Annotated in this window: 17 protein-coding genes and 4 pseudogenes; 6 read left to right on the top strand and 15 right to left on the bottom strand. The window is 72.8% G+C overall.

Annotated elements, in window-relative coordinates:
* Nucleotides 1-20 precede the first annotated feature (20 nt).
* The 3 genes from JN350_RS17920 to JN350_RS17910 all read right to left on the bottom strand — a co-directional run bounded on the left by JN350_RS17920 (nucleotide 21) and on the right by JN350_RS17910 (nucleotide 4,071).
* The gene (locus JN350_RS17920; RefSeq protein ID WP_240347417.1) at nucleotides 21-2,195 is read right to left on the bottom strand and encodes a glycosyltransferase family 39 protein; all 2,175 of its coding nucleotides are present in this window, start codon (nucleotides 2,193-2,195) and stop codon (nucleotides 21-23) included.
* A 169-nt stretch (nucleotides 2,196-2,364) separates the two neighbouring features.
* A complete protein-coding gene (locus JN350_RS17915; protein WP_205463043.1) occupies nucleotides 2,365-3,177 on the bottom strand; it encodes a fructosamine kinase family protein in 813 nt (270 codons plus the stop codon).
* 45 nt (nucleotides 3,178-3,222) lie between these two features.
* Nucleotides 3,223-4,071, bottom strand: a complete 849-nt coding sequence (locus JN350_RS17910) for a LysR family transcriptional regulator (protein WP_131880419.1) — start codon at nucleotides 4,069-4,071, stop codon at nucleotides 3,223-3,225.
* Nucleotides 4,072-4,142: 71 nt separating this feature from the next.
* On the opposite strand from JN350_RS17910, the gene JN350_RS17905 reads away from it, so the two are divergent.
* Nucleotides 4,143-5,066, top strand: coding sequence for a DMT family transporter (locus tag JN350_RS17905; protein ID WP_205463042.1), 924 nt, complete (start codon nucleotides 4,143-4,145; stop codon nucleotides 5,064-5,066).
* Nucleotides 5,063-5,932: a UbiA family prenyltransferase gene (locus JN350_RS17900; protein WP_240347416.1), complete on the top strand. Its 870-nt coding sequence runs from the start codon at nucleotides 5,063-5,065 to the stop codon at nucleotides 5,930-5,932. Before JN350_RS17905 ends, JN350_RS17900 begins: the two co-directional genes overlap by 4 nt.
* 76 nt (nucleotides 5,933-6,008) lie before the next feature.
* On the opposite strand, the gene JN350_RS20380 is transcribed toward JN350_RS17900, so the two are convergent.
* The 5 genes and pseudogenes from JN350_RS20380 to JN350_RS17880 all read right to left on the bottom strand — a co-directional run bounded on the left by JN350_RS20380 (nucleotide 6,009) and on the right by JN350_RS17880 (nucleotide 9,092).
* The gene (locus JN350_RS20380) at nucleotides 6,009-6,506 is read right to left on the bottom strand and encodes an FAD-dependent monooxygenase (RefSeq protein WP_275898003.1); all 498 of its coding nucleotides are present in this window, start codon (nucleotides 6,504-6,506) and stop codon (nucleotides 6,009-6,011) included.
* Between the two features lie 200 nt (nucleotides 6,507-6,706).
* A pseudogene (locus JN350_RS20375) lies at nucleotides 6,707-7,126 on the bottom strand (FAD-dependent oxidoreductase); the annotation flags it as partial.
* 72 nt (nucleotides 7,127-7,198) lie between these two features.
* Nucleotides 7,199-7,696: an acyltransferase family protein gene (locus JN350_RS17890; protein ID WP_461963311.1), complete on the bottom strand. Its 498-nt coding sequence runs from the start codon at nucleotides 7,694-7,696 to the stop codon at nucleotides 7,199-7,201.
* Between the two features lie 86 nt (nucleotides 7,697-7,782).
* A pseudogene (locus JN350_RS17885) lies at nucleotides 7,783-8,418 on the bottom strand (acyltransferase family protein); the annotation flags it as partial.
* 101 nt (nucleotides 8,419-8,519) lie between these two features.
* Nucleotides 8,520-9,092 (bottom strand): TetR/AcrR family transcriptional regulator, encoded by a 573-nt coding sequence (locus JN350_RS17880; RefSeq protein ID WP_205463039.1) that lies wholly within the window; start codon nucleotides 9,090-9,092, stop codon nucleotides 8,520-8,522.
* Nucleotides 9,093-9,187: 95 nt separating this feature from the next.
* On the opposite strand from JN350_RS17880, the gene JN350_RS17875 reads away from it, so the two are divergent.
* Nucleotides 9,188-10,093: an SDR family oxidoreductase gene (locus JN350_RS17875; RefSeq protein ID WP_205463038.1), complete on the top strand. Its 906-nt coding sequence runs from the start codon at nucleotides 9,188-9,190 to the stop codon at nucleotides 10,091-10,093.
* A 79-nt stretch (nucleotides 10,094-10,172) separates the two neighbouring features.
* On the opposite strand, the gene JN350_RS17870 is transcribed toward JN350_RS17875, so the two are convergent.
* From JN350_RS17870 to JN350_RS17860, 3 genes are all read right to left on the bottom strand, one after another.
* A complete protein-coding gene (locus tag JN350_RS17870) occupies nucleotides 10,173-11,471 on the bottom strand; it encodes an NAD(P)/FAD-dependent oxidoreductase (protein ID WP_205463037.1) in 1,299 nt (432 codons plus the stop codon).
* A 103-nt stretch (nucleotides 11,472-11,574) separates the two neighbouring features.
* On the bottom strand, nucleotides 11,575-12,123 hold the full coding sequence (locus JN350_RS17865) for a dihydrofolate reductase family protein (RefSeq protein ID WP_205463036.1): 549 nt from the start codon (nucleotides 12,121-12,123) through the stop codon (nucleotides 11,575-11,577).
* 19 nt (nucleotides 12,124-12,142) lie between these two features.
* Nucleotides 12,143-12,664 (bottom strand): hypothetical protein, encoded by a 522-nt coding sequence (locus JN350_RS17860; RefSeq protein ID WP_205463035.1) that lies wholly within the window; start codon nucleotides 12,662-12,664, stop codon nucleotides 12,143-12,145.
* 83 nt (nucleotides 12,665-12,747) lie between these two features.
* Between JN350_RS17860 and JN350_RS17855 the strand changes: the two genes are divergently transcribed.
* The 3 genes from JN350_RS17855 to JN350_RS17845 are packed head-to-tail and all read left to right on the top strand — an operon-like array spanning nucleotide 12,748 to nucleotide 14,248.
* The gene (locus tag JN350_RS17855) at nucleotides 12,748-13,218 is read left to right on the top strand and encodes an alpha/beta fold hydrolase (RefSeq protein ID WP_205463034.1); all 471 of its coding nucleotides are present in this window, start codon (nucleotides 12,748-12,750) and stop codon (nucleotides 13,216-13,218) included.
* Nucleotides 13,215-13,520 carry an alpha/beta fold hydrolase gene (locus JN350_RS17850; RefSeq protein WP_205463033.1) on the top strand — a complete coding sequence of 102 codons (306 nt, stop codon included), beginning with the start codon at nucleotides 13,215-13,217 and terminating at the stop codon, nucleotides 13,518-13,520. Before JN350_RS17855 ends, JN350_RS17850 begins: the two co-directional genes overlap by 4 nt.
* Nucleotides 13,517-14,248, top strand: a complete 732-nt coding sequence (locus JN350_RS17845) for an esterase/lipase family protein (protein WP_461963307.1) — start codon at nucleotides 13,517-13,519, stop codon at nucleotides 14,246-14,248. Before JN350_RS17850 ends, JN350_RS17845 begins: the two co-directional genes overlap by 4 nt.
* A gap of 137 nt (nucleotides 14,249-14,385) precedes the next feature.
* On the opposite strand, the gene JN350_RS17840 is transcribed toward JN350_RS17845, so the two are convergent.
* The 4 genes and pseudogenes from JN350_RS17840 to JN350_RS17830 form a co-directional block, all read right to left on the bottom strand.
* Complete coding sequence (locus tag JN350_RS17840; protein WP_240347415.1) at nucleotides 14,386-14,772, bottom strand: VOC family protein; 387 nt, start codon at nucleotides 14,770-14,772, stop codon at nucleotides 14,386-14,388.
* 26 nt (nucleotides 14,773-14,798) lie between these two features.
* Nucleotides 14,799-15,254, bottom strand: a pseudogene (locus JN350_RS21240) (substrate-binding domain-containing protein); the annotation flags it as partial.
* A pseudogene (locus JN350_RS17835) lies at nucleotides 15,149-15,805 on the bottom strand (LacI family DNA-binding transcriptional regulator); the annotation flags it as partial. The pseudogenes JN350_RS21240 and JN350_RS17835, both read right to left, overlap by 106 nt.
* Nucleotides 15,806-15,861: 56 nt before the next feature.
* Nucleotides 15,862-18,057: an acyltransferase family protein gene (locus JN350_RS17830; protein ID WP_205463032.1), complete on the bottom strand. Its 2,196-nt coding sequence runs from the start codon at nucleotides 18,055-18,057 to the stop codon at nucleotides 15,862-15,864.
* Nucleotides 18,058-18,156 lie beyond the last annotated feature (99 nt).

Here is an 18,156-nt window from a genome sequence, read left to right as displayed (position 1 = left end):
CACCGCGCCCTCGTCGTCGATCACTTGGCGGTGCTCAGGTCGTAGACGGTCTGCCCGCCGACCGTGGTCGACTCGTAGTTCGCCGCGACCCACTCCTGGATCGCCGAGGCGGTGGACGACCCGCCGCCCATCCCGCCGCCACCCGAGCCGGACGAGACGTAGTACCCGATGTCCCCGTCGGCGACGTAGGCCTTGAACTCGGTGAGCGTGGGTGCCGGGTCGCTCGACCAGCCGCCGATCGCCATGACGGCGGTGTCGGTGTCGAGTTCGAGCTGCGCCGCCGACTGCGATCCGTTGACGGCGGCCGCCCACTTCGCGTCGGACGCCTCGAGCAGCTCCTGCAGGGCGGACGAGGTCGACGCACCTTCGCCACCGCCCCCGGTCTGGAGGCCCGTCCCCGACCCACCCTCGGAGGTCGCGTCGTCCGTGCCGTCCTGGCCACTGCCCGGTGCCGTGCCGGACGTGCCGTCCGGCATCTCCGGCGCCTCGCCGGACGCGCCCTCCGGCGGGGTCCCGCCGGGACCCTGCTGGGAGTCGGACGTGCTGTCGGAGCCGCCGTCGTCGGAGCCGGAGGTCGACCCACCCGGTCCGCCCGTGCCTCCCGGGAAGCCACCGGTGCCGCCGCCCATCCCACCGGAGCTGCTGCCCGCCGGACCGACGCTCGGGATCGAACCGGAGTGCGCGACGGTCGTCGTGGCGAGGGCGTAGGCGGTGGTGCCGGACAGCCCGAACAGGGTGCCGGCGAGCACGCCGACCGTGACGAGCTTCCGCAGCGTCGGGATGCTGCCGATCACGATCAGCGCTGCTGACAGCAGCCCGCCGGCCAGCATCACCCAGCGGAGCCAGGGCAGCCACGTCGGGTTCTCGCCCAGCAGGCACCAGCCCCAGAAGGCTGTGATGCCGATCATGGCGGCCAGGCCGATCCGGCCGGTGAAGCGTTCTCGTGCGTGCCAGAGCAGCGCGCCGCCGGTGCCGACGAGTCCGGCGATCGCCGGTGCCAACGCCACCGTGTAGTAGGGGTGGATCGTGCCGGACATGTACGAGAACACGAGTCCGGTGACCAGGAGCCAACCGCCCCACAGGACGAGCCCGGCGCGGGCAGGGTCGGCAAGGTGACGGCGCCCGACGACGACCAGGCCGACCACCAGCGCGATGAGCGCTGCGGGCAGGAGCCACGAGATCTCGAGCCCCATCTCGGACGAGAACAGCCGGTTCAGGCCGGTCGAGCCACCGAAGGAACCACCCGCGGTGCCGCCGGTCATGCCGCCGCCTCCGCCGCCGTTGCCCGAGCCGCCGAAGATCCGACCGAGCCCGTTGTAGCCGAACACCAGGTCGAGGACGGTGTTGTTCGTCGAGCCGCCGATGTACGGGCGGGAATCGGCCGGCCACAACCACACGGCGACGACCCACCAGCCGGCGGCGACCACGAGGGAGCCCGCGGCGATGAGCAGCCCGATGACGCGCTTGCCCCAGGTGGTGCGGGCGGCGAACAGGTAGACGAGGCCGAAGGCCGGCAGGACGAGCAGGCCCTGCAGCATCTTCGTCAGGAACGCGAAACCGAGGGCGACCCCGGCCAGGGCGATCCACTTCCAGCTGCCCCGCGGCAGCGCCCGCACGGTGCAGTACGCGCCGGCGGTCATCAGGAACACGAGCAGGGCGTCCGGGTTGTCGAACCGGAACATCAGCGCCGCCGCCGGGGTGGCCGCGACGACGAAGCCCGCGAGCAGCGCGCCGACGTTCGCGGTGGTGGTGCCGACGCGGGCGAGGGTGCGGCGGACCGTGCCCCACACCAGCGCGACCGTGCCCACGGCCATGAGCGCCTGGGGGAGCAGGAGGCTGAAGCTCGAGAAACCGAACAGCCGGGCCGACAACACCATCACCCAGAGCGACGCCGGGGGCTTGTCCACCGTGATGAAGTTCGACGAGTCGAGGGAGCCGAAGAAGAACGCCTCCCACGACTTCGTGCCGGCCTGCACGGCGGCGGCGTAGAAGCTGTTGGCGTACCCCGAGACGCTGAGGTCCCAGAGGTACACCACGGCGGTCACGGCGAGGAGCGCCCAGAACGCCGGCCGGAGCCAGCGGGCGTCCTCGCGCTCACCGAGGAACAGACGGGCGAGCGGCTTGCGACGCCGATCCTGCGCGTCGGTCAGCGCGGGGCCCCGTCGATCGGTCACGGGTATCGGGTACGTGGTCATGTCGATGAGCATCCGGGGCGTTCCCCGAACGCGGCACTGCGCCGCCTGTGCGCGGCCTAAGACCGCGTGGTTCCCCGACTGGTGCGAGGTTGCCCACTCGGTGTGCGGTCGTAGCGCCGCACGGAGTGGGCAACCTCGCACGGGCCGATCGAACGCGCACCGTGCGCGGTCAGGCGTACCGCTGCGCCGCGTGCAGCGCCGCCCCCGTGTACGACCCGCCGAACAGGAACACGTGCAGCAGCAGCGGCGCGAGCTGGTGGAGCCCGACGCGCTCCTGCCAGCCGTCGGCGAGCCGCGATTCGCGGTCGTAGGCGGCGAGCACCGTCTCGAGGCGCGGCAGCCCGAACAGTCCGAGCAGCGCCAGGTCGGTCTCGGCGTGCCCGCCGTGCGCGATCGGGTCGATGAGCACCGCGCCGGTCGGCTCGGACGTGTCCGTCGGCCAGAGCACGTTGCCGGCCCACAGGTCGCCGTGCAGCCGTGCGGGACGGTCCCCGACGAGTGCGGGCTGCGGCGACCCGAGCGTGCCGTCCTGCACTCGGTCGGCGACCCGGTCGAACACGGCTGCCTGGGCGTGGTCGAACCCGCCGGCGTCGACGATGCGCCGGACGAAGTCGCGGATCCGGTACTCGGCGAAGAACGCACCCCAGGTGGTCGGTGCGTGCGCGGCGTCGACGAACGGCGTGCGGGAGCGTCCCATCCGGAGCGCGGCGCCCCTCGTCCAGCCGGCGGGCGGTGCGCCCCAGTGGTCGGCGCCGGCGGCGTGGGTGTGCGCGAGGGAGCGTCCGAAGCGCTCGGCCTGCGCGGCGGTGGGGGAGCCGTCGGAGATCAGCTCGAGGTCGAGCACGGTCGGGCTCGGCCGGTCCAGCACCCGCGCGATCCTGGTGCCGCCCGCGTCCTCGGCCTCGGCGAGCCAGACGAGTCCGGCGGCTTCGGCGGCTGCTTCGTCCGGGGTGGTGAAGGTCTTCACGTGCGTCTCGGCCATCGGTCCATCCTGCCGAGGGGCCGTCGACGTCCGTTCAGCGGGCCGTCAGACCGCGTCGACCAATGCCCTCGCCAGCGGGTGCCACTCGCGCGACGACGGCCCGCTCAGCACCAGGGTCCGCTCGAGTCGCCGGGCCATCGGCACCATCACGAGGTCCGGCGGCAGCATCACCCGGCCGAGCGTCGGCACGATCGAGACGCCCTCGCCCCGTTCGATCATCCCGAACATGGTGCTCATCTCCCGCACGCGGTGGGCGTACCGGAACGGGCGTCCGTCGAGCTCGTGCAGCTTCTGGATCTGGTACTCGCACCCGCCGCCACCCGCGACCAGGCCGTCCTCGTGCAGGTCGTCGAGCGTGAGCGCGGGCAGCTCGGCGAGCGGGTGGTCGCGCCGCACGACGGCGGCCATCTCGTCCCGGGCGACGACGACGCCCCCGGCCGGTACCGGCGCGGGGTCGACGAGCACGGCGGCGTCGACCGTGCCGCTCTCGAGCCACTCGGGCATCTCGTCGTCGTCGCCCTCGTAGACCTGCACGTCGACGTCGGGCAATGTCACCGCCCACAGCTCGCGGAGCCGCGGCAGCAGGCCCTGGCAGACTGTGGGGACGGCCGCGAGTCGCACGGTGCCGCGCGCTGTTGCGGGGCGGACCACTGCTTCCAGGGCGTCGACCGAGGCGAGCACGCTGCGGGCGTGGGCGAGCAGGCGGTCGCCCAGGGGTGTCGGGACGGCGACCGCGCCGCGCCGGACCACCGGCCCGCCGACCTCGCGCTCGAGCCCGGCGACGGCGTGCGAGACGGCGGACTGGCCGACGCCGAGCACGGAGGCGGCGGACGTGAACGACCCGGCGTCGAGCGTCGCGACGAACGCACGGAGCTGGGGAACCGAGACGGTCATGCGTGCTCCTCATGTCGGTATGAATCCCATGCGTTTGCCGCATGGGTGCAGGTGGTTCGACACTAGGCCACGTGAACGCCCTCCTCTACGGTCTCGTCGCCCTCACCTGGGGTTCGAGCTTCCTCTTCGCGAAGATCGGCCTCGACGGACTCGCGCCCCAGCAGGTCGCCACCGTGCGGACCGTCCTGGGCGGCGTGACGCTCGTCGTGCTGTTGCTCGCGACCCGTCGGCGCTGGCCGCGGGAGCCCCGCGTCTGGGCGCACCTGGCGGTCGTCGCGTTCTTCCTGAACGCCCTGCCGTCGTCGCTGATGGCATGGGCCGAGCAGACCGTGCCGTCCGGGCTCGCGAGCATCTACAACGCGACGACCCCGATCATGACGCTGGCGGCGCTCGCCGTGCTGGTGCCCTCCGAGCGGCTGCGGGGCCGGCAGGTGGCCGGGATCGTGGTCGGCATCGTGGGCGTGCTGGTGCTGGTCGGTCCGTGGGACCTGCTCGGCGACCCGGCCGTCCTGGCGAGCGTCCCGGGGCAGGTGGCGTTGCTCGGCATGACGGCGTCCTACGGCGTCGGGCTCGCCTACCTGCGGCGCGTGGCGGTGGGCAGCGCGTACGACCCGGTCACGATCGCGACGGTGCAGCTCACGCTGGCGTCGGGCATGCTCCTGCTGGTCGCGCCCGCCATCGCCACCGGCCCGGTACAGCTGGACGGGAGGATCGTGGCCGCGATGGTCGCGCTCGGTTGCGTCGGCACGGGGCTGGCCTACGCGTGGAACACGCGCCTGGTCCAGGCATGGGGCGCCGGTCGGGCGTCGACGGTCACCTACCTGACGCCGGTCGTCGGCGTGGCGCTCGGTGTGCTCGTGCTCGGTGAGCGCGTGCGGTGGAACGAGCCGGTGGGCGGAATGGTCGTGCTGCTCGGCATCGCGCTGGCCTCGGGGGTGCTCGGCCGGCGGAGTCTGCGTCGCCCGGCACGCCCCGCCCGTACGCTGGCCGGGTGACCTCCGGCCGGGACCCCCACGTGGTGCGACTGCTCTTCGCCTCGTCCCACCCCGGCCCGACCGTCACGGTCACGGTGCTCGCCGCCGTCATCGCCGCGGCCGTCGGACACCCCGTGTGGCTCGTGGTCCTGGTCGCGCTGACGGTGGTCGCCGGGCAACTGTCGATCGGCCTGGCGAACGACTGGATCGACGCCGACCGCGACCGTGCCGTCGGTCGGAGCGACAAGCCGGTCGCGCGCGGACTCATCGCGGTCGAGACGGTCCGCACGGCCGCGTTCGTGACGGCCGGTGCCGCCGTGGTCCTCTCGCTGTTCCTCGGGCCCGCAGCCGCCGTGGCGCACCTGGTGCTCGTCGCCGCCGGGTGGGCCTACGACGCCGGACTCAAGCGCACCGTGTGGTCGGTCGTGCCGTTCGTCGTCGCGTTCGGGCTGCTGCCCGTGGTCGCGGTGTCCGCCGGCCCCGAGGGGCTGTGGCCGGCGTGGTGGGCGATCGCCACCGGCGCGGTGTTCGGCGTCGCGATCCACTGCACGAACGTCCTGCCCGACCTGGTCGACGACGCCGCCACCGGGGTCCGTGGGTTCCCGCACCGCCTCGGGCTCCGGGGAGCCGGCATCGTCGCGTTCGGGTCGCTCGTCGTCGCGGCCGGCCTGGTGCTCGGCGGACAGGTGCTCGGTGACGATCCGGTCGGCGGTGTCGGGGTCGTGCTCGCCGTGGTCGGGGCGGTCGTCGTGCTGGCGCTCGCCGCGGTGGGGGTCCGGCTGGTGCTGGCGGGGCGGGCGTCGCGGACCCTGTTCCGGCTCGTCATCGCGTCGTCCCTGGTGCTCGTCGTCGAGCTCGGCTTCGCCGGGGCGCGACTCGTCGCCTGACACGCTTCCGCGCGGCTCGTCGCCTGACGCGCTCCCGCGTGGCTCGGACCGCGCCGCTCGTCGCCGGCGCGAGCCGTCAGGCCCAGCGCATGGCGTAGAGCCGGGCCAGGCCGTGCGCGGTCGGCAGTGACAGGACGGTCCGGAGCAGCGCCTCCCGTCCGATGGTGGAGACGGCACCCAGCGGACGACCGAGCCCCATGTTCGCCTCGGCCTGCCGGGCTGCACGGCGGGCGGCTGCCTGGCGGCGCGCGGCGTAGCCGGGCCACGGTCCGGCCACCCCGGTCCGGACGGCGGCGGCGAGCAACGGCGCGAGCTCGGCCGCGTCGAGCCAGCCGAGGTTCATGCCCTGTCCGCCGATCGGGCTGATCTCGTGGGCGGCGTCGCCGACGAGCACGACCCGGCCGACCCCGACGCGGTCGGCCGCGCGGCGCCGTACCCGGAAACCGCTGAGCATCGTGCAGGACGACGGGTCCGGGACGACGCCGGTGCGTGCGGTGACGATCGCGGCCAGTCGTGCCGCCGTCTCCGGGTCGGGGGCCGCGCCGCTCGGGGCGAACGCGAGCGAGTCCGGCACGAGGGCGACGTACCGGCGTCGACCGTGCGGCAGGGGAAGGACTCGACGACGCCTCCGGGGCCGACGTCCACCAGGGCGGCGGTCCGGGCGTCGGCGCCCTCGGGGTCGGCGAAGTCGCCCATCACGTAGCGGTCGGGGTAGTCGCGTCCGGTGGTGCCGATGCCGAGCAGGTCACGGACGACGCTCCTCGCGCCGTCGGCCCCGACGACGAACGCCGCCCGGACGGTGACCGGTTGGCCGTCCGGGCCGGTGCCGACCGCGTCGACGTGGTCACGGTGCCGGGACAGGGCGGTCACCGTCGTCCCGGTGCGCAGCGCTGCAACGTCGGTAGCGGCCAGCCGGTCCCGCAGCAGGGACTCGGTGCGGTGCTGGTCGAGCGTCGCGACGTACGGGTGGGTGTCCGAGGCGCGGTCGAAGGTCAGCGTGCCGAGCGTCCGCCCCCGGCTCCGCGCGACGCCCGTGCGAACGAGGGTCGCCTCGGCGAGCACCGCGACGTCGAGCCCGATCACGGCGAAGGCATCGAGGGACGGCGGGTGGATGCCGATGGCGCGCGACCCCTCGGGTGGACCGGGACGACGCTCCCACACCTGCACGGCGATGCCCCGTGCAGCCAACAGCACGGCGAGGAAGAGGCCGACGGGACCACCGCCGACGACGAGGACGTCGGTGCGCTCCGTGGTCACAGGCCGAGCCTACGGTCGGGCGGCCGAGCCGCGTCCAGCTGCACTGCTCGAGCGCAGCCGGTGCCGGAGCCGCTCGACCGGGACCTCGACCGCGTAGGCGGCACCGATCGACACGAGCAGCACGACGCCGATCAGCCCGACCGTGCCCCACGCTCCGATCGCGAACGTGCCGAGCAGCGCGATGACGAGCGGGTGCCACAGGTAGGCCGAGTACGACACCCGTCGACCGAACCACGCCACCGGGGTCCAGCTCAGCGCGGTGGCGACGGGCGAGCGCACCGACACCAGCCCACCGATGAGCACCGCCGAGATCAACCCCGTGACCGGCAGGACGACACCGAACGTCCAGGCGTGCTGCGTCCAGTCGTCGTCGATCCAGAGCAGCACACCCACCAGGAGACCGAGGCCGAGCCAGGTCGCGACGCGTCCGGCGATCCCGGCTGCCCGGACGCGCACCCGTTCGTCGTCGAGCAGCAGCGCGAGCGCGCACCCGATCGCGAGCGGCACGACGCCGAGCACCGGCGAGAAGTACACGTCGGGGTGGCGCCGCCGCTCGGGGTGCGGTAGCTCGCCCACGACGCCGCTGACGCTCCGACCACCAGGACGCCGAGGCCCGCCAGCAGCCAGCGCCGTCGGGTCCGCAGCGTCGCGAGCAGCACGAGCACGGGTGGCCAGACCAGGTAGAACTGCTCCTCCATCGACAGGCTCCACGTGTGCGCGAACACGCCCTGCGTGGTGTCCCAGAACGCGCGGAAGAGGTTGCCGGTGTAGGTCAGGGCGATGACCCCGGCCTCGCCGGCGGAGAACGACGCGCCCTTGTAGTCACCGACCCAGTTCCACAGCAGCAGACCCACCGCGACGAACACGAGCAGCGCGGGGTAGAGCCGGAGCAGGCGCTTGCGCCAGAACGAACCCAGCCGGACACGACCGGTGCGTCGGCGCTCACCGAGCAGCAGCGTGGTGATCAGGAAGCCGGACAGCACGAAGAACACCGTCACCCCGATGAACCCGCCCTCGAACTGCGGGACGTGCAGGTGGTACAGGACGACGGCGAGGATCGCGATCGTCCGGAGTCCGTCGAGGGCGGGTGCACGGCGGGTCAGCGGGGGTGGTGGCGTCCGGCCCGTCGGGTCGCCCTCGGTCCGGCCCCGCGCGGTCGTCCCGTTGCCGGGCGCGGTCGTCGCGTGGCCGGGCGCGGTCGTCGTGCGGATCCGCTCGGGCGAGAGCACGTCGGTCGTCACGGGCACCTCCTGCGCGATCGGGAGGCCACGGCAGCGGGACGCGCCGTGACCGGATCGTCACATGATGCGCGCGGGAGGTAAGAGCCGACTCAACGCCCGGGGTGCACCAGCGTCGCCAGGGCATCGAGTCGTTCGTGCACGATCGCAGCGAACGGGCGCTCCTCACCGGCGGCGATCCACTGTGCGAAGGACAGGTGGAACACCGTCACGGCGGTCTCGGCGGCCATCGTCGCCGCTGGTTCGGGGACGCCGCGCTCGCGCATGACCTCGCCCAGGCGTGCCTTCAGGGTGGCGAGTTTGCCGAGCTCCCGTTCGCCGAGCGCTGCGTTGGCGTCGATGATCTCCTGCCGGGCCCGTGACCACGACCGGCGGTCCTCGGGGAAGAACGCGCCGGCGGCGTCGAGGGCGCGGCCGACCAGGTCGAACGGTGCCGCGTCGTCCGGGGCGGCCGTGATCGGGTCGACGAACATCGCGAGGAAGTCGTCCTGCCCGGCGAACAGGACCTCGCGCTTGTCGGCGAAGTGCCGGAAGAACGTGCGCTCGGTGACCTCGGCCTCGGCAGCGATCTGCGCGACCGTGGTGCCGTCGTACCCCTCGGACGCGAAGAGCTGCAGCGCGACCGCCTGCAGTCGTTCACGCGTTCCGGGTTGCCATCGAGCCATGTGCGGAGTCTACTGATGACAGTGGCTGACATCGAGTGCTACGGTGATGTCAGTTCATGACATCACCGCCGTGGACGCCTGCGAAAGGACCACTCATGCACGTGTTCGTCACCGGGGCCTCCGGCTGGATCGGCTCCCACACCGTCGACGACCTGCTCGCCGCCGGACACACCGTCACCGGGCTCGCCCGCTCCGACGCCTCGGCCGCAGCGCTCGAGGCGAAGGGCGTCACCGTCGTCCGGGGCGACCTCGACGACCTGGACGCCATCCGCCGCGGGGCGGCCGGGGCCGAGGGCGTCCTGCACCTCGCCAACAAGCACGACTGGGCGAACGCCGCCGCCACGAACGCCAGCGAGCGGGCCGCCGTCGAGACCATCGGTGCAGCGCTCGTCGGCACCGACCGCCCGTTCGTCCTCGCGTCGGGCGTCGCCGGGCTCGCCCAGGGCCGCCCCTCGACCGAAGCGGACGCCAACCCGTTCGTCGGCCCGGACAGCATGCGCGGCGGCAGCGAGAACCGTGGCTTCGACTTCGTCGACCAGGGCGTGCGCACGATCGCGGCCCGGTTCGCGCCCACCACCCACGGCACCGGTGACCACGGCTTCGTCGCCGCGATCGTCGGCGCAGCCCGGCAGCGTGGCGTCTCCGGCTACGTCGGCGACGGGACCAACAGCTGGTCCGCCGTGCACGTCACCGACGCCGCACGGCTGGTCCGCCTCGGTCTGGAGCAGGCCCCCGCCGGCACGCGGTTGCACGCCGTCGCCGAGACCGCGATCACGACCCGGGCGATCGCCGAGGCCATCGGCGAGGTCCTCGGGCTGCCGGTGACCTCGATCGACCCGGCGGACGCGGACGCGCACTTCGGGTTCATCGGCCGGTTCTTCGGCATGGAGATGTCCGCCACCTCCGAGGCCACCCGCGAGCTCCTCGGATGGCAGCCGACCGGCCCCGGACTGCTCGACGACATCGCGGCCGGCGCCTACTCCGGCGTGCGGGTCGCGTAGGCGGCTGGTTCCCGCCCGACTCCGAACGACATGGTCGATGTCGCACGACGTCGACCATGTCGTTCCGGGTCGGCGCCGGCTACTCGGACTTCTGCATCTGCCACGGCTCCGGCTCGCGGTCGCCGTTCGGGCGCACGGGCCGGACGTCGCCGACGATCGGGATGGCACGCTTCCGCATGAACCACAGGTAGCGGACGAAGAAGTGCGACAGCGTCGACAGCCGGTTGCCGTTGCCGAGCAGCGACGCGATGTGCACCGCCACCCACGCCAGCCACGCGACCGGCCCGACGAGCGTGATGCCACCCCGCAGCTGCGCGACCGCGGCGTTCGTGCCGATGGTCGCCATCGTGCCCTTGTCGAAGTACTTGAAGTGCTCGGTGGGCTTGCCCTCGAGCAGACGCTTGATCTGCTTCGCGACGTGTCGTCCACCCTGCAGCGCCGGCTGGGCCAGCTGGGCGAGGGCCTCGGACTGCGCCGCGATGTCGCCGGCCGAGAAGATCCGCTCGGCGCCGTTGACGCGCAGGTCGTCGCCGACCTGGATGCGTCCGCCGCTCGTCTGCGGCAGGCCCCAGCCGGAGACCTCCTTGTGGGCGGCGACGCCGGTGGCCCAGATGACCTGCGAGGCGGGGATGAACTCGCCGTCGGCCGTCATCACGCCGTCGGTCTTGACCTCGGAGACGCCGGTGTTCAGCCGGAGGACGACGCCACGCTTCCGCAGCACCTTGGCCGCGTACCGGCGCAGGCGGGGTGCGAACGGCTTGAGGAGCTCGCCGCTGCGGTGCACGAGGGTGATCGTGATGGCACCCTTGTCGAGTTCGGGGTACGCCCCCTCGAGTGCCTGGTCGCGGAGCTCCGCGAGCGCACCGGCCATCTCGACGCCGGTCGCGCCGCCGCCGACGATGACGATCTTGATCTCGTCGGGACCCTGGTTCGCGGCAGCTTCTTCCAGCCGGGTGAACAGCTCGTCGCGGATCCGCAGGGCCTGCGAGCGGGAGTACATCGAGTACGCGTACTCGTAGGCACCCGGGGTGCCGAAGTAGCTCGTGTTCACGCCGTTCGCGAGCACGAGGTAGTCGTAGTGCAGGTGCTCGCCGTCGGACATCTCGGCCACGCGTTCGTCGGTCCGGATGCCGGTGAGCAGGCCGTGCCGGAACTCGGCGTTGTCCTGCTTGGCGCGCAGGCTGCGGAGGAAGTACGTCACGTCGCCGGCGTTCAGCCCGCCGGTCGCCACCTGGTACATGAGGGGCTGGAACATGTTGTAGACGTGGCGGTCGACGAGCGTCACCCGGACGGGAGCGTCCGCCAGCTCGCGCATGGCAGCGACACCGGCGAATCCACCGCCGACGATGACGACGTGCGGGCGGGTGTCCTGGGGCATGCTGATCCGGCTTTCTTCGGTTCGTGAGGTGGTCACCCACGAGGGTACGCGCGCTGTGGACCGCTCCCGTCCACTGCCGACCGGGAGGCCCGGGTCGGCTCCGTCAGGCGTCGAGCCGTGCGTAGGTGCTCACGACGTTCCCCTTGCTCGTCACGGTGCTGTCGACCAGCCGCAGACGCGTGGCCGGGTCGGTCGGCTCGAAGAGCTTCCGGCCGGCGCCGGCGATCGCCGGGTGCACCATCAACTGCAGTTCGTCCAGGAGCCCCGCGAACAGCAGGTGCCGGACGACGCTCACACTGCCGCACACCGCGATGTCGGCCCCGTCGCGCTCCTTGAGCTCGCGGACGAAGGTGTCGAGGTCGCCCGGGATCCTGGTGGTGTTCTGCCACGTCAGGTCGTCGCGGAGCGTCGTGGAGGCCACGTACTTCTCGATCGGGTTGATCCACTGTCCGAACGGGTCGTCGGGGTGCGCCGGCCACCACTCGGACCACTCGCGGTAGCTGTTCCTGCCGAGCAGGACGGTGTCGGTGCGGGCCATGAACGCGCCCATCCCGGCCCCGAGCTCGTCGTCGAAGCTGTCGTACTGGAACTCGTACGGGTCCTGCACGACGCCGTCGACCGACGTGAACAGCCCTGCGGTGACCTTGCGCATGGCCGGAGCGTACTGCGGATCAGCTGCCGGTGCCGCTGTCGCTGCTGCCGTCCGTGCCGCTGCCGGATCCGTACCCGAGGAGCTGCCCGGTGCCGTTGCCCGGGAACTGGTTCGTGCCGCCGTTGGTCCCGCCGTTCGTGCCGGGCACCTGGGTGGTCGACTGGGACTGGTTCCCACCGATCGCGTGCCCGATGGCGAAGCCGATGCCACCGCCGACGAGCAGTGCTGCGAGTCCGACGATCGCAGCCAGGACGGGCCAGAACCACGGCGGCTTCGGTGCGCTCTTCCGGTTCGTCGGGGCCGAGGCGCCGTACCACGGAGTGGCGCCGTTCGGGTCGCCGGCGTTCCACGATCCGGCGTCGGAGCGGTAGGGCTGCTGGGCGTACTGGTCCGGTGCCGGTGCCGGTGCCGGTGCGGGTGTGTCCAGCGTGGCGGTCGAGGTCGGCGTCGGGGCCGACCCCCAGCCGGCCGGTGCCGCTGCCGAGGGCGTGCGGGCGGCGTCGCCCGGCTCGTGGCCGTTCAGGGGAGTGGTGTCGCTCATGGGAGGCAGTGCACACCGCGTGCCTATGCGTGGCCGATGACGACGCTGATCCAGTGCTGCGAACCGCCGCGTAGCCTCGGTTCGTGCGCGCCAAGGTGGAGACGATCCGGATCGACGGCCTGCCGGTGCGCCTGCACACCGCGGCGCCCGCCGGACGTGTGCGCAGCGACGTCGCCCCCACCGTGGTGCTCGTCCACGGCATCGGGATGTCCCATCGCTCGTTCGCCCGGTCACAGTGTGCGCTCGCCACGACCCACCGCACCGTCAGCGTCGACCTGCCCGGCTTCGGTGGGCTGCCCGGTGCCGGCCGGACCCTGCCGATGGCCGAACTCGGCGACCTGGTCGTCCGGGCCGTCCGTGCGCGGGGTGCCGACGACCTCGTGCTCGTCGGGCAGTCGATGGGTGCGCAGGTCGTGACGGAGGCAGCCCGGCAGCACCCCGGGGCCGTCGGCTCCGTCGTCCTGGTCAGCCCGGTGATCCCGGTGGAGCGGCGGTCCCTGCCGCTGGTGGCATCCGACCTGCTCCGCGACGGAGCGGGTGAGGGTTCCGGATGAACGGCGTGCTCGTCACCGACTACCTGCGGAGCGTCCGGCAGTACATCCGTGAGCTGCGCCCGATGCTCCGCTACCGGCTGGAGGACACGATCGCCGAGGTGCGCCGACCCGTCCTCGTCGTGCGGGGCACCGACGACCCGATCGTGCGCCGTGACTGGGCCGTCGGCGTGGCAGCCCGTGCACCGCGAGGATCGTTCGTCGAACTCCCGGGGCCGCACCACGTGCAGGAGCGGCAACCCGTCGCGTTCGCCCGACTCGTCGGCGAGTTCCGACGCTCGCACGCTGCGCAGGACATCCGATGACCGAGCCGACCGCCTCGGCGACGGGACCGGCGCGCACGGGCCGACCCGTGCCTCCCGGCATCCCGCTGCTGCGACGCGCGAGGTGGGCCGCACTCGACTGGTGGTACGCGATCTCGTGGCAGGTGCGGAGCCTCGGACCCACCACCGCTGACGACTACCGGACCGGCGACGGCCAGCCCGTCGTCGTGATCCCCGGCGTCTACGAGACCTGGCACTTCATGCGGCCGCTCATGGACGCCCTGCACGACCGCGGGCACCCGGTGCACGTGCTGCCGGTGCTGCGGCACAACCTGCGGCCGGTGCCGGACTCGGCGCGCGACGTGTTCGCGTACCTCGAGCAGCACGACCTGCGGAACGTGCTCGTGCTCGCGCACAGCAAGGGCGGACTCATCGGGAAGTACGCGATGACCCAGCTCGACGACCACGGCCGCATCGACCGCATGGTCGCCGTGTCCACGCCCTTCGCCGGGTCGGGCTACGCGCGGCTCGCTCCGGTGCGGCACCTGCGGGTGTTCCGGGCGGCCGACCCCGTGCTCGCCGGACTGGCGCGGGAGCTCGACGCGAACGCCCGCATCACCTCGGTCTACGGGGTGTTCGACACGCTCATCCCCGAGGGCAGTGAACTGTCCGGAGCGACGAACGTGCGGCTGCCGGTGGGCGGGCACTTCCGGATCCTCGGTGACGTCCGCACGCGCGACGCGGTGCTGGCGGCGGCCGACCCGGCCTGAAGCGCGCCCGTCCCCGCGCCCGTCCCGTCCCCGAGGTTCCGAGATCTCGGCATGTCGGCGCTCGGCTCGCCGCAGTTCGGAACCTCGGCGATGATCACCCGGCGAGTCGTGGAACCTCGGGGCGCGGCCAGCCTGCCTCAGGCCCCGGGCAGGAACAGGCAGAACGGGTGCCCGTCGGGATCGAGCAGCACCCGGACGTCGTCCTGCGGTTGGAACGCGGCCGGTGTGGCACCGAGCTCTTCGGCGCGGGCGACGGCTGCCGACAGGTCTTCCACCTGGAAGTCGAGGTGCAACTGCATGCCGGGGGCGTCGGCGGTGCCGGGCCAGGTCGGCGCGACGTACTCGGGCTCGTACTGCACGGACAGGCCGGGGCCCTCGGCGGGGCGGATGCGGGCCCAGGTCGGGTCGTCCTCGTACACGGTCCACCCGGTCAGGGCGCCGTAGAACCGGGCGAGGGCGATCGGCTCCGGGGACTGCAGGACGGTCGCGGCGAGCGTCGGCATCGAGGCGTCTTCGCTGGTCATGCCGCGGAGCGTACGCCGATCAGCGATCAGCGATCAGCGACGCTCGCGCGTTCGACGATGCGGTGCGGCACCACCACGGTCTCGGGCGGCAGGCCCCGGTCCTCGATCCGTCGGGTCAGCAGGTCGAGTGCTGCCGTCGCGAACGCCCGTCGGTCGAACGACACCGTGCTGAGCGCGGGGATCGCGTACGCCGCACCGTCGATGTCGTCGAACCCGATGACGCTGACGTCCTCGGGGACGCGGACGCCTCGGGCGGCCAGGACGTGCAGCACGCCGAACGCGATCGAGTCCGTGAACGCGAACACGGCGTCGGGCAGGGGTGCTCGTCGAGCCAGGCCGCGAACGCCGTCGCCGCCGCGCTCGTCGTCCAGGACGGCAGCGGCACCCGCAGCGCCGGGTCCGGTTCGATCCCGGCGGCGGCGAGCGCGGCGAGGTACCCGCGCTCCCGCAGCTCGCTGGTGGCGGTGGGCTCGGACGATCGGGCGGCACCCACGACCGCGATCCGGCGGTGGCCCCGGGACACCAGGTAGGCGGTGACCTGCTCGGCGGCGGCCCGGCTGTCGACGTGCACCTGGTCGACGTGCTCGGGTTCGACCTCACCGATCACGACGGTCGGCGGCAGCCCTTCGGTCGAGGCCAGGACGCTCGCGCTGAGCGACACCGGGTTGAGCACGAGGCCGTCGACGAGGTGGGCGCGGGCTCGTGAGACGAGCTCGCGCTCGCGGGCCGGGTCGTTGCCGGTCTGGTCGAGCTGGACGACCCACCCGCGCTCGCGGGCGAGTTCGACGAACCACTGCGCGAGTTCGGCCGAGTAGGCGCTGCCCATCTCGGGCAGGGTCAGGGCGATCGCACCGGAGCGGCCGTTCCGCAGCCCGCGGGCGGACAGGTTCGGCACGTAGTCGAGTTCGGCGACGGCCCGCTCGACGCGCTCGCGGGTCTCCGGGCGCACCACCACGCCGCCGTTGATGACGTTGGAGACGGTCTTCGGCGACACCCCGGCGAGGGTGGCCACGTCCCGCACGGTTGCGCGCATCGGGACGAGCGTAGCGCGGGCCGGGGCCCGGGCGTCAGCCGGCGCGGGCCCGGACGTCAGCCGGCGCGGGCCCGTGCGACGGCCGCCACGACCTCGGGCTGCAGGAACGGCGCCATGGACCGCGCGTAGGTCTGCGTGACGTGCTGCACCTGGCGGTAGACGACGACGCCGCCGATCACCGCCGGACAGGTGCCGTCCGCGCAGAACATCGCGCTCGAGTCGATGAGGGTCACACCGGGCGTCGACCTCGCGGCCTGGGCGACCGGGTCGTCGAGCAGCCCGTCGGCCTCGGCGAAGTCGCACGCGGCACCGTCGCCGTGCTGCTCGACGCAGCTCGGCACGTCGGACACCCCGCCGATGCCCGGGTCGGGGTTGTCCCGCAGCGCGACGACGCTCGAGCCGGCCTGCTGCAGCCGCTTCCACGTCGTGGCGTAGGCCGCCGCGGCGTCGTCGCGGACCTCGGGCGTCAGGGCGGCGGCATCGCTGACGATGCCGTGCGGCCACGGCGTGCGTGACATCGCGGCGACGAACACGACGTCGTACCGCTCCCGCTGCAGCCGCTCGAGCGTGTCGGCCTTCCACGTGTTGCACGACGGGGTCACGAGCGCGCGGGTCATGGGACAGCCGGAGTGCAGGTAGGTGGTCAGGCTCCAGTGCTCGGCCTGGGCGATGAGCGCCAGGGACGGCACGTAGTTGGCGGCGTGCGAGTCGCCGACGATCGCGAGCCGGACCGTGCCGTCGGGGTCGCCGACCTCGCAGCCCTTGACGGTGGTGTCCTCGCCGGCGATCTGGCACCCGACGCCCGTCGTGTCGGCGAAGGCGTCGTTCGCGGCCTGCACGGGGCTCGGGCTGATGTCGGCCGCTGCCACCTGCGGGCAGTCGGCACCGGGCTGCATCGCGGCGGCTCCGTGGCAGGCCGGGCTCGAGAGGGTGCCGTCCGACGCCGTGGTGACCCCGGTGGAGGTGCCGGCCGACTGTTCCCGTGCGACCGAGCCGTACATGCCGGCAGCCGGCACCGCGACCACGAGCATCCCGGCGATCGCGAGCACCAGGACGCCGCGGTGTCGAGGGCGCGGGGCGCGCATCCGCTGGCTGGAGAACGCGATGACGGGCAGTTCGATGAGTCGGCGTGAGAGGTGGGCGAACGCCAGAGCGAGGACGAGGACGAGGACCTTCGCCCAGAGCGGTGTCGCCGTCCCTGCTCCGAGTCCGATGACGAACGGCATCACGATCAGCAGGGGCCAGTGCCAGAGGTAGAGCGAGTACGACACGTCGCCGAGCCACTGCACGGGGCGCAGTCGGTACAGGAACCCCGGTCCCCACGGCGCCTCGGGCATCCCGCCGGAGATGACGAGCGCGACCCCGACGATCGGCAGCAGGGCGGTCCAGCTCGGGAACGGCGTCGACTCGTCGAACGTGAGCGTGGTGACGGCGATGAGCGCGATCCCCGACCAGCTCATCGTCGCCGCGAGTGCGTCGGGGATCCGGACGCGCTGCAACCCGAGCCAGAGCAGACCACCGGCCGCGAACTCCCACGCCCGCGTCGTCGTCAGGAAGTAGGCGGCGGCGGACCGGTCGGTCTCCCAGATCGAGTAGGCCAGTGACAGCACGAACACGGCGCCGAGCGCGATGGCGATCGCGGGTGCCAGGGACACACCGTTCCGGCGGCGGCGTCGGTACCGCAGTGCGGCGCAGGACCACAGGACGAGCGGCCAGACCGCGTAGAACTGCTCCTCGGTGGACAGTGACCAGAAGTGCTGGACGATGCTCGAGTCGGATGCCAGCGCCGAGTAGTCGACCGAGTTGCCGGCCAGGGCCCAGTTCTCGACGTACAGCGCGCTGGCGATGATCTGCTCGGCGAAGTCCATCCAGAGCGTGCGCGGGACGAAGACCGCCGTCAGGATCACCGACACCAGGAGCGTCGCCATCGAGGCGGGCAGCAGTCGCCACGCTCGACGTGCATAGAACGCGCGGAAGCTGAACCGGCCGGCAGCGAGCGGTTTCACGATGTGCGCCGTGATGAGGAACCCGGAGATGACGAAGAAGACGTCGACACCGATGTAGCCGCCGGGCAGGACGCCGGGGAACAGGTGGTAGAGCACCACCGCGGCGATGGCGATGGCGCGGACGGCTTGCACCTCGAGCCGCAGGTTCTTCGCGGTCGCCGCGGTGCCGGGGTGACGTCTGGTTCGACCGGAGCGATGGCGGGCGACCGGCGAGTGACGCGCGGTGCGCGGCGGCGCGAGGGTCACGAGCCCATCCCCTGTTCTGCATGCTGCGCGCGGTCCGGGCCGCGCGCAGCGAACCTACCGTGTCGAGCCCTGCTCACACGAATCTCGGAATCGTCCGGG

Origin of the sequence: Curtobacterium sp. 24E2 (assembly GCF_016925595.1) — a bacterium.
GTDB lineage: Bacteria > Actinomycetota > Actinomycetes > Actinomycetales > Microbacteriaceae > Curtobacterium.
The sequence above is the reverse complement of the archived record's forward strand: the minus strand, read 5'-3'. Positions and strand labels throughout refer to the sequence as shown.

Bases quoted from the DNA above. Each gene is read 5' to 3' on its own strand.
- JN350_RS17860 (WP_205463035.1), bottom strand. From the start codon at position 12,664: ATGAGCGACACCACTCCCCTGAACGGCCACGAGCCGGGCGACGCCGCC.
- JN350_RS17910 (WP_131880419.1), bottom strand. From the start codon at position 4,071: ATGACCGTCTCGGTTCCCCAGCTCCGTGCGTTCGTCGCGACGCTCGAC.
- JN350_RS17915 (WP_205463043.1), bottom strand. From the start codon at position 3,177: ATGGCCGAGACGCACGTGAAGACCTTCACCACCCCGGACGAAGCAGCC.
- JN350_RS17880 (WP_205463039.1), bottom strand. From the start codon at position 9,092: ATGGCTCGATGGCAACCCGGAACGCGTGAACGACTGCAGGCGGTCGCG.
- JN350_RS17840 (WP_240347415.1), bottom strand. From the start codon at position 14,772: ATGACCAGCGAAGACGCCTCGATGCCGACGCTCGCCGCGACCGTCCTG.
- JN350_RS17845 (WP_461963307.1), top strand. From the start codon at position 13,517: ATGACCGAGCCGACCGCCTCGGCGACGGGACCGGCGCGCACGGGCCGA.
- JN350_RS17920 (WP_240347417.1), bottom strand. From the start codon at position 2,195: ATGACCACGTACCCGATACCCGTGACCGATCGACGGGGCCCCGCGCTG.
- JN350_RS17875 (WP_205463038.1), top strand. From the start codon at position 9,188: ATGCACGTGTTCGTCACCGGGGCCTCCGGCTGGATCGGCTCCCACACC.
- JN350_RS17870 (WP_205463037.1), bottom strand. From the start codon at position 11,471: ATGCCCCAGGACACCCGCCCGCACGTCGTCATCGTCGGCGGTGGATTC.
- JN350_RS17850 (WP_205463033.1), top strand. From the start codon at position 13,215: ATGAACGGCGTGCTCGTCACCGACTACCTGCGGAGCGTCCGGCAGTAC.
- JN350_RS17865 (WP_205463036.1), bottom strand. From the start codon at position 12,123: ATGCGCAAGGTCACCGCAGGGCTGTTCACGTCGGTCGACGGCGTCGTG.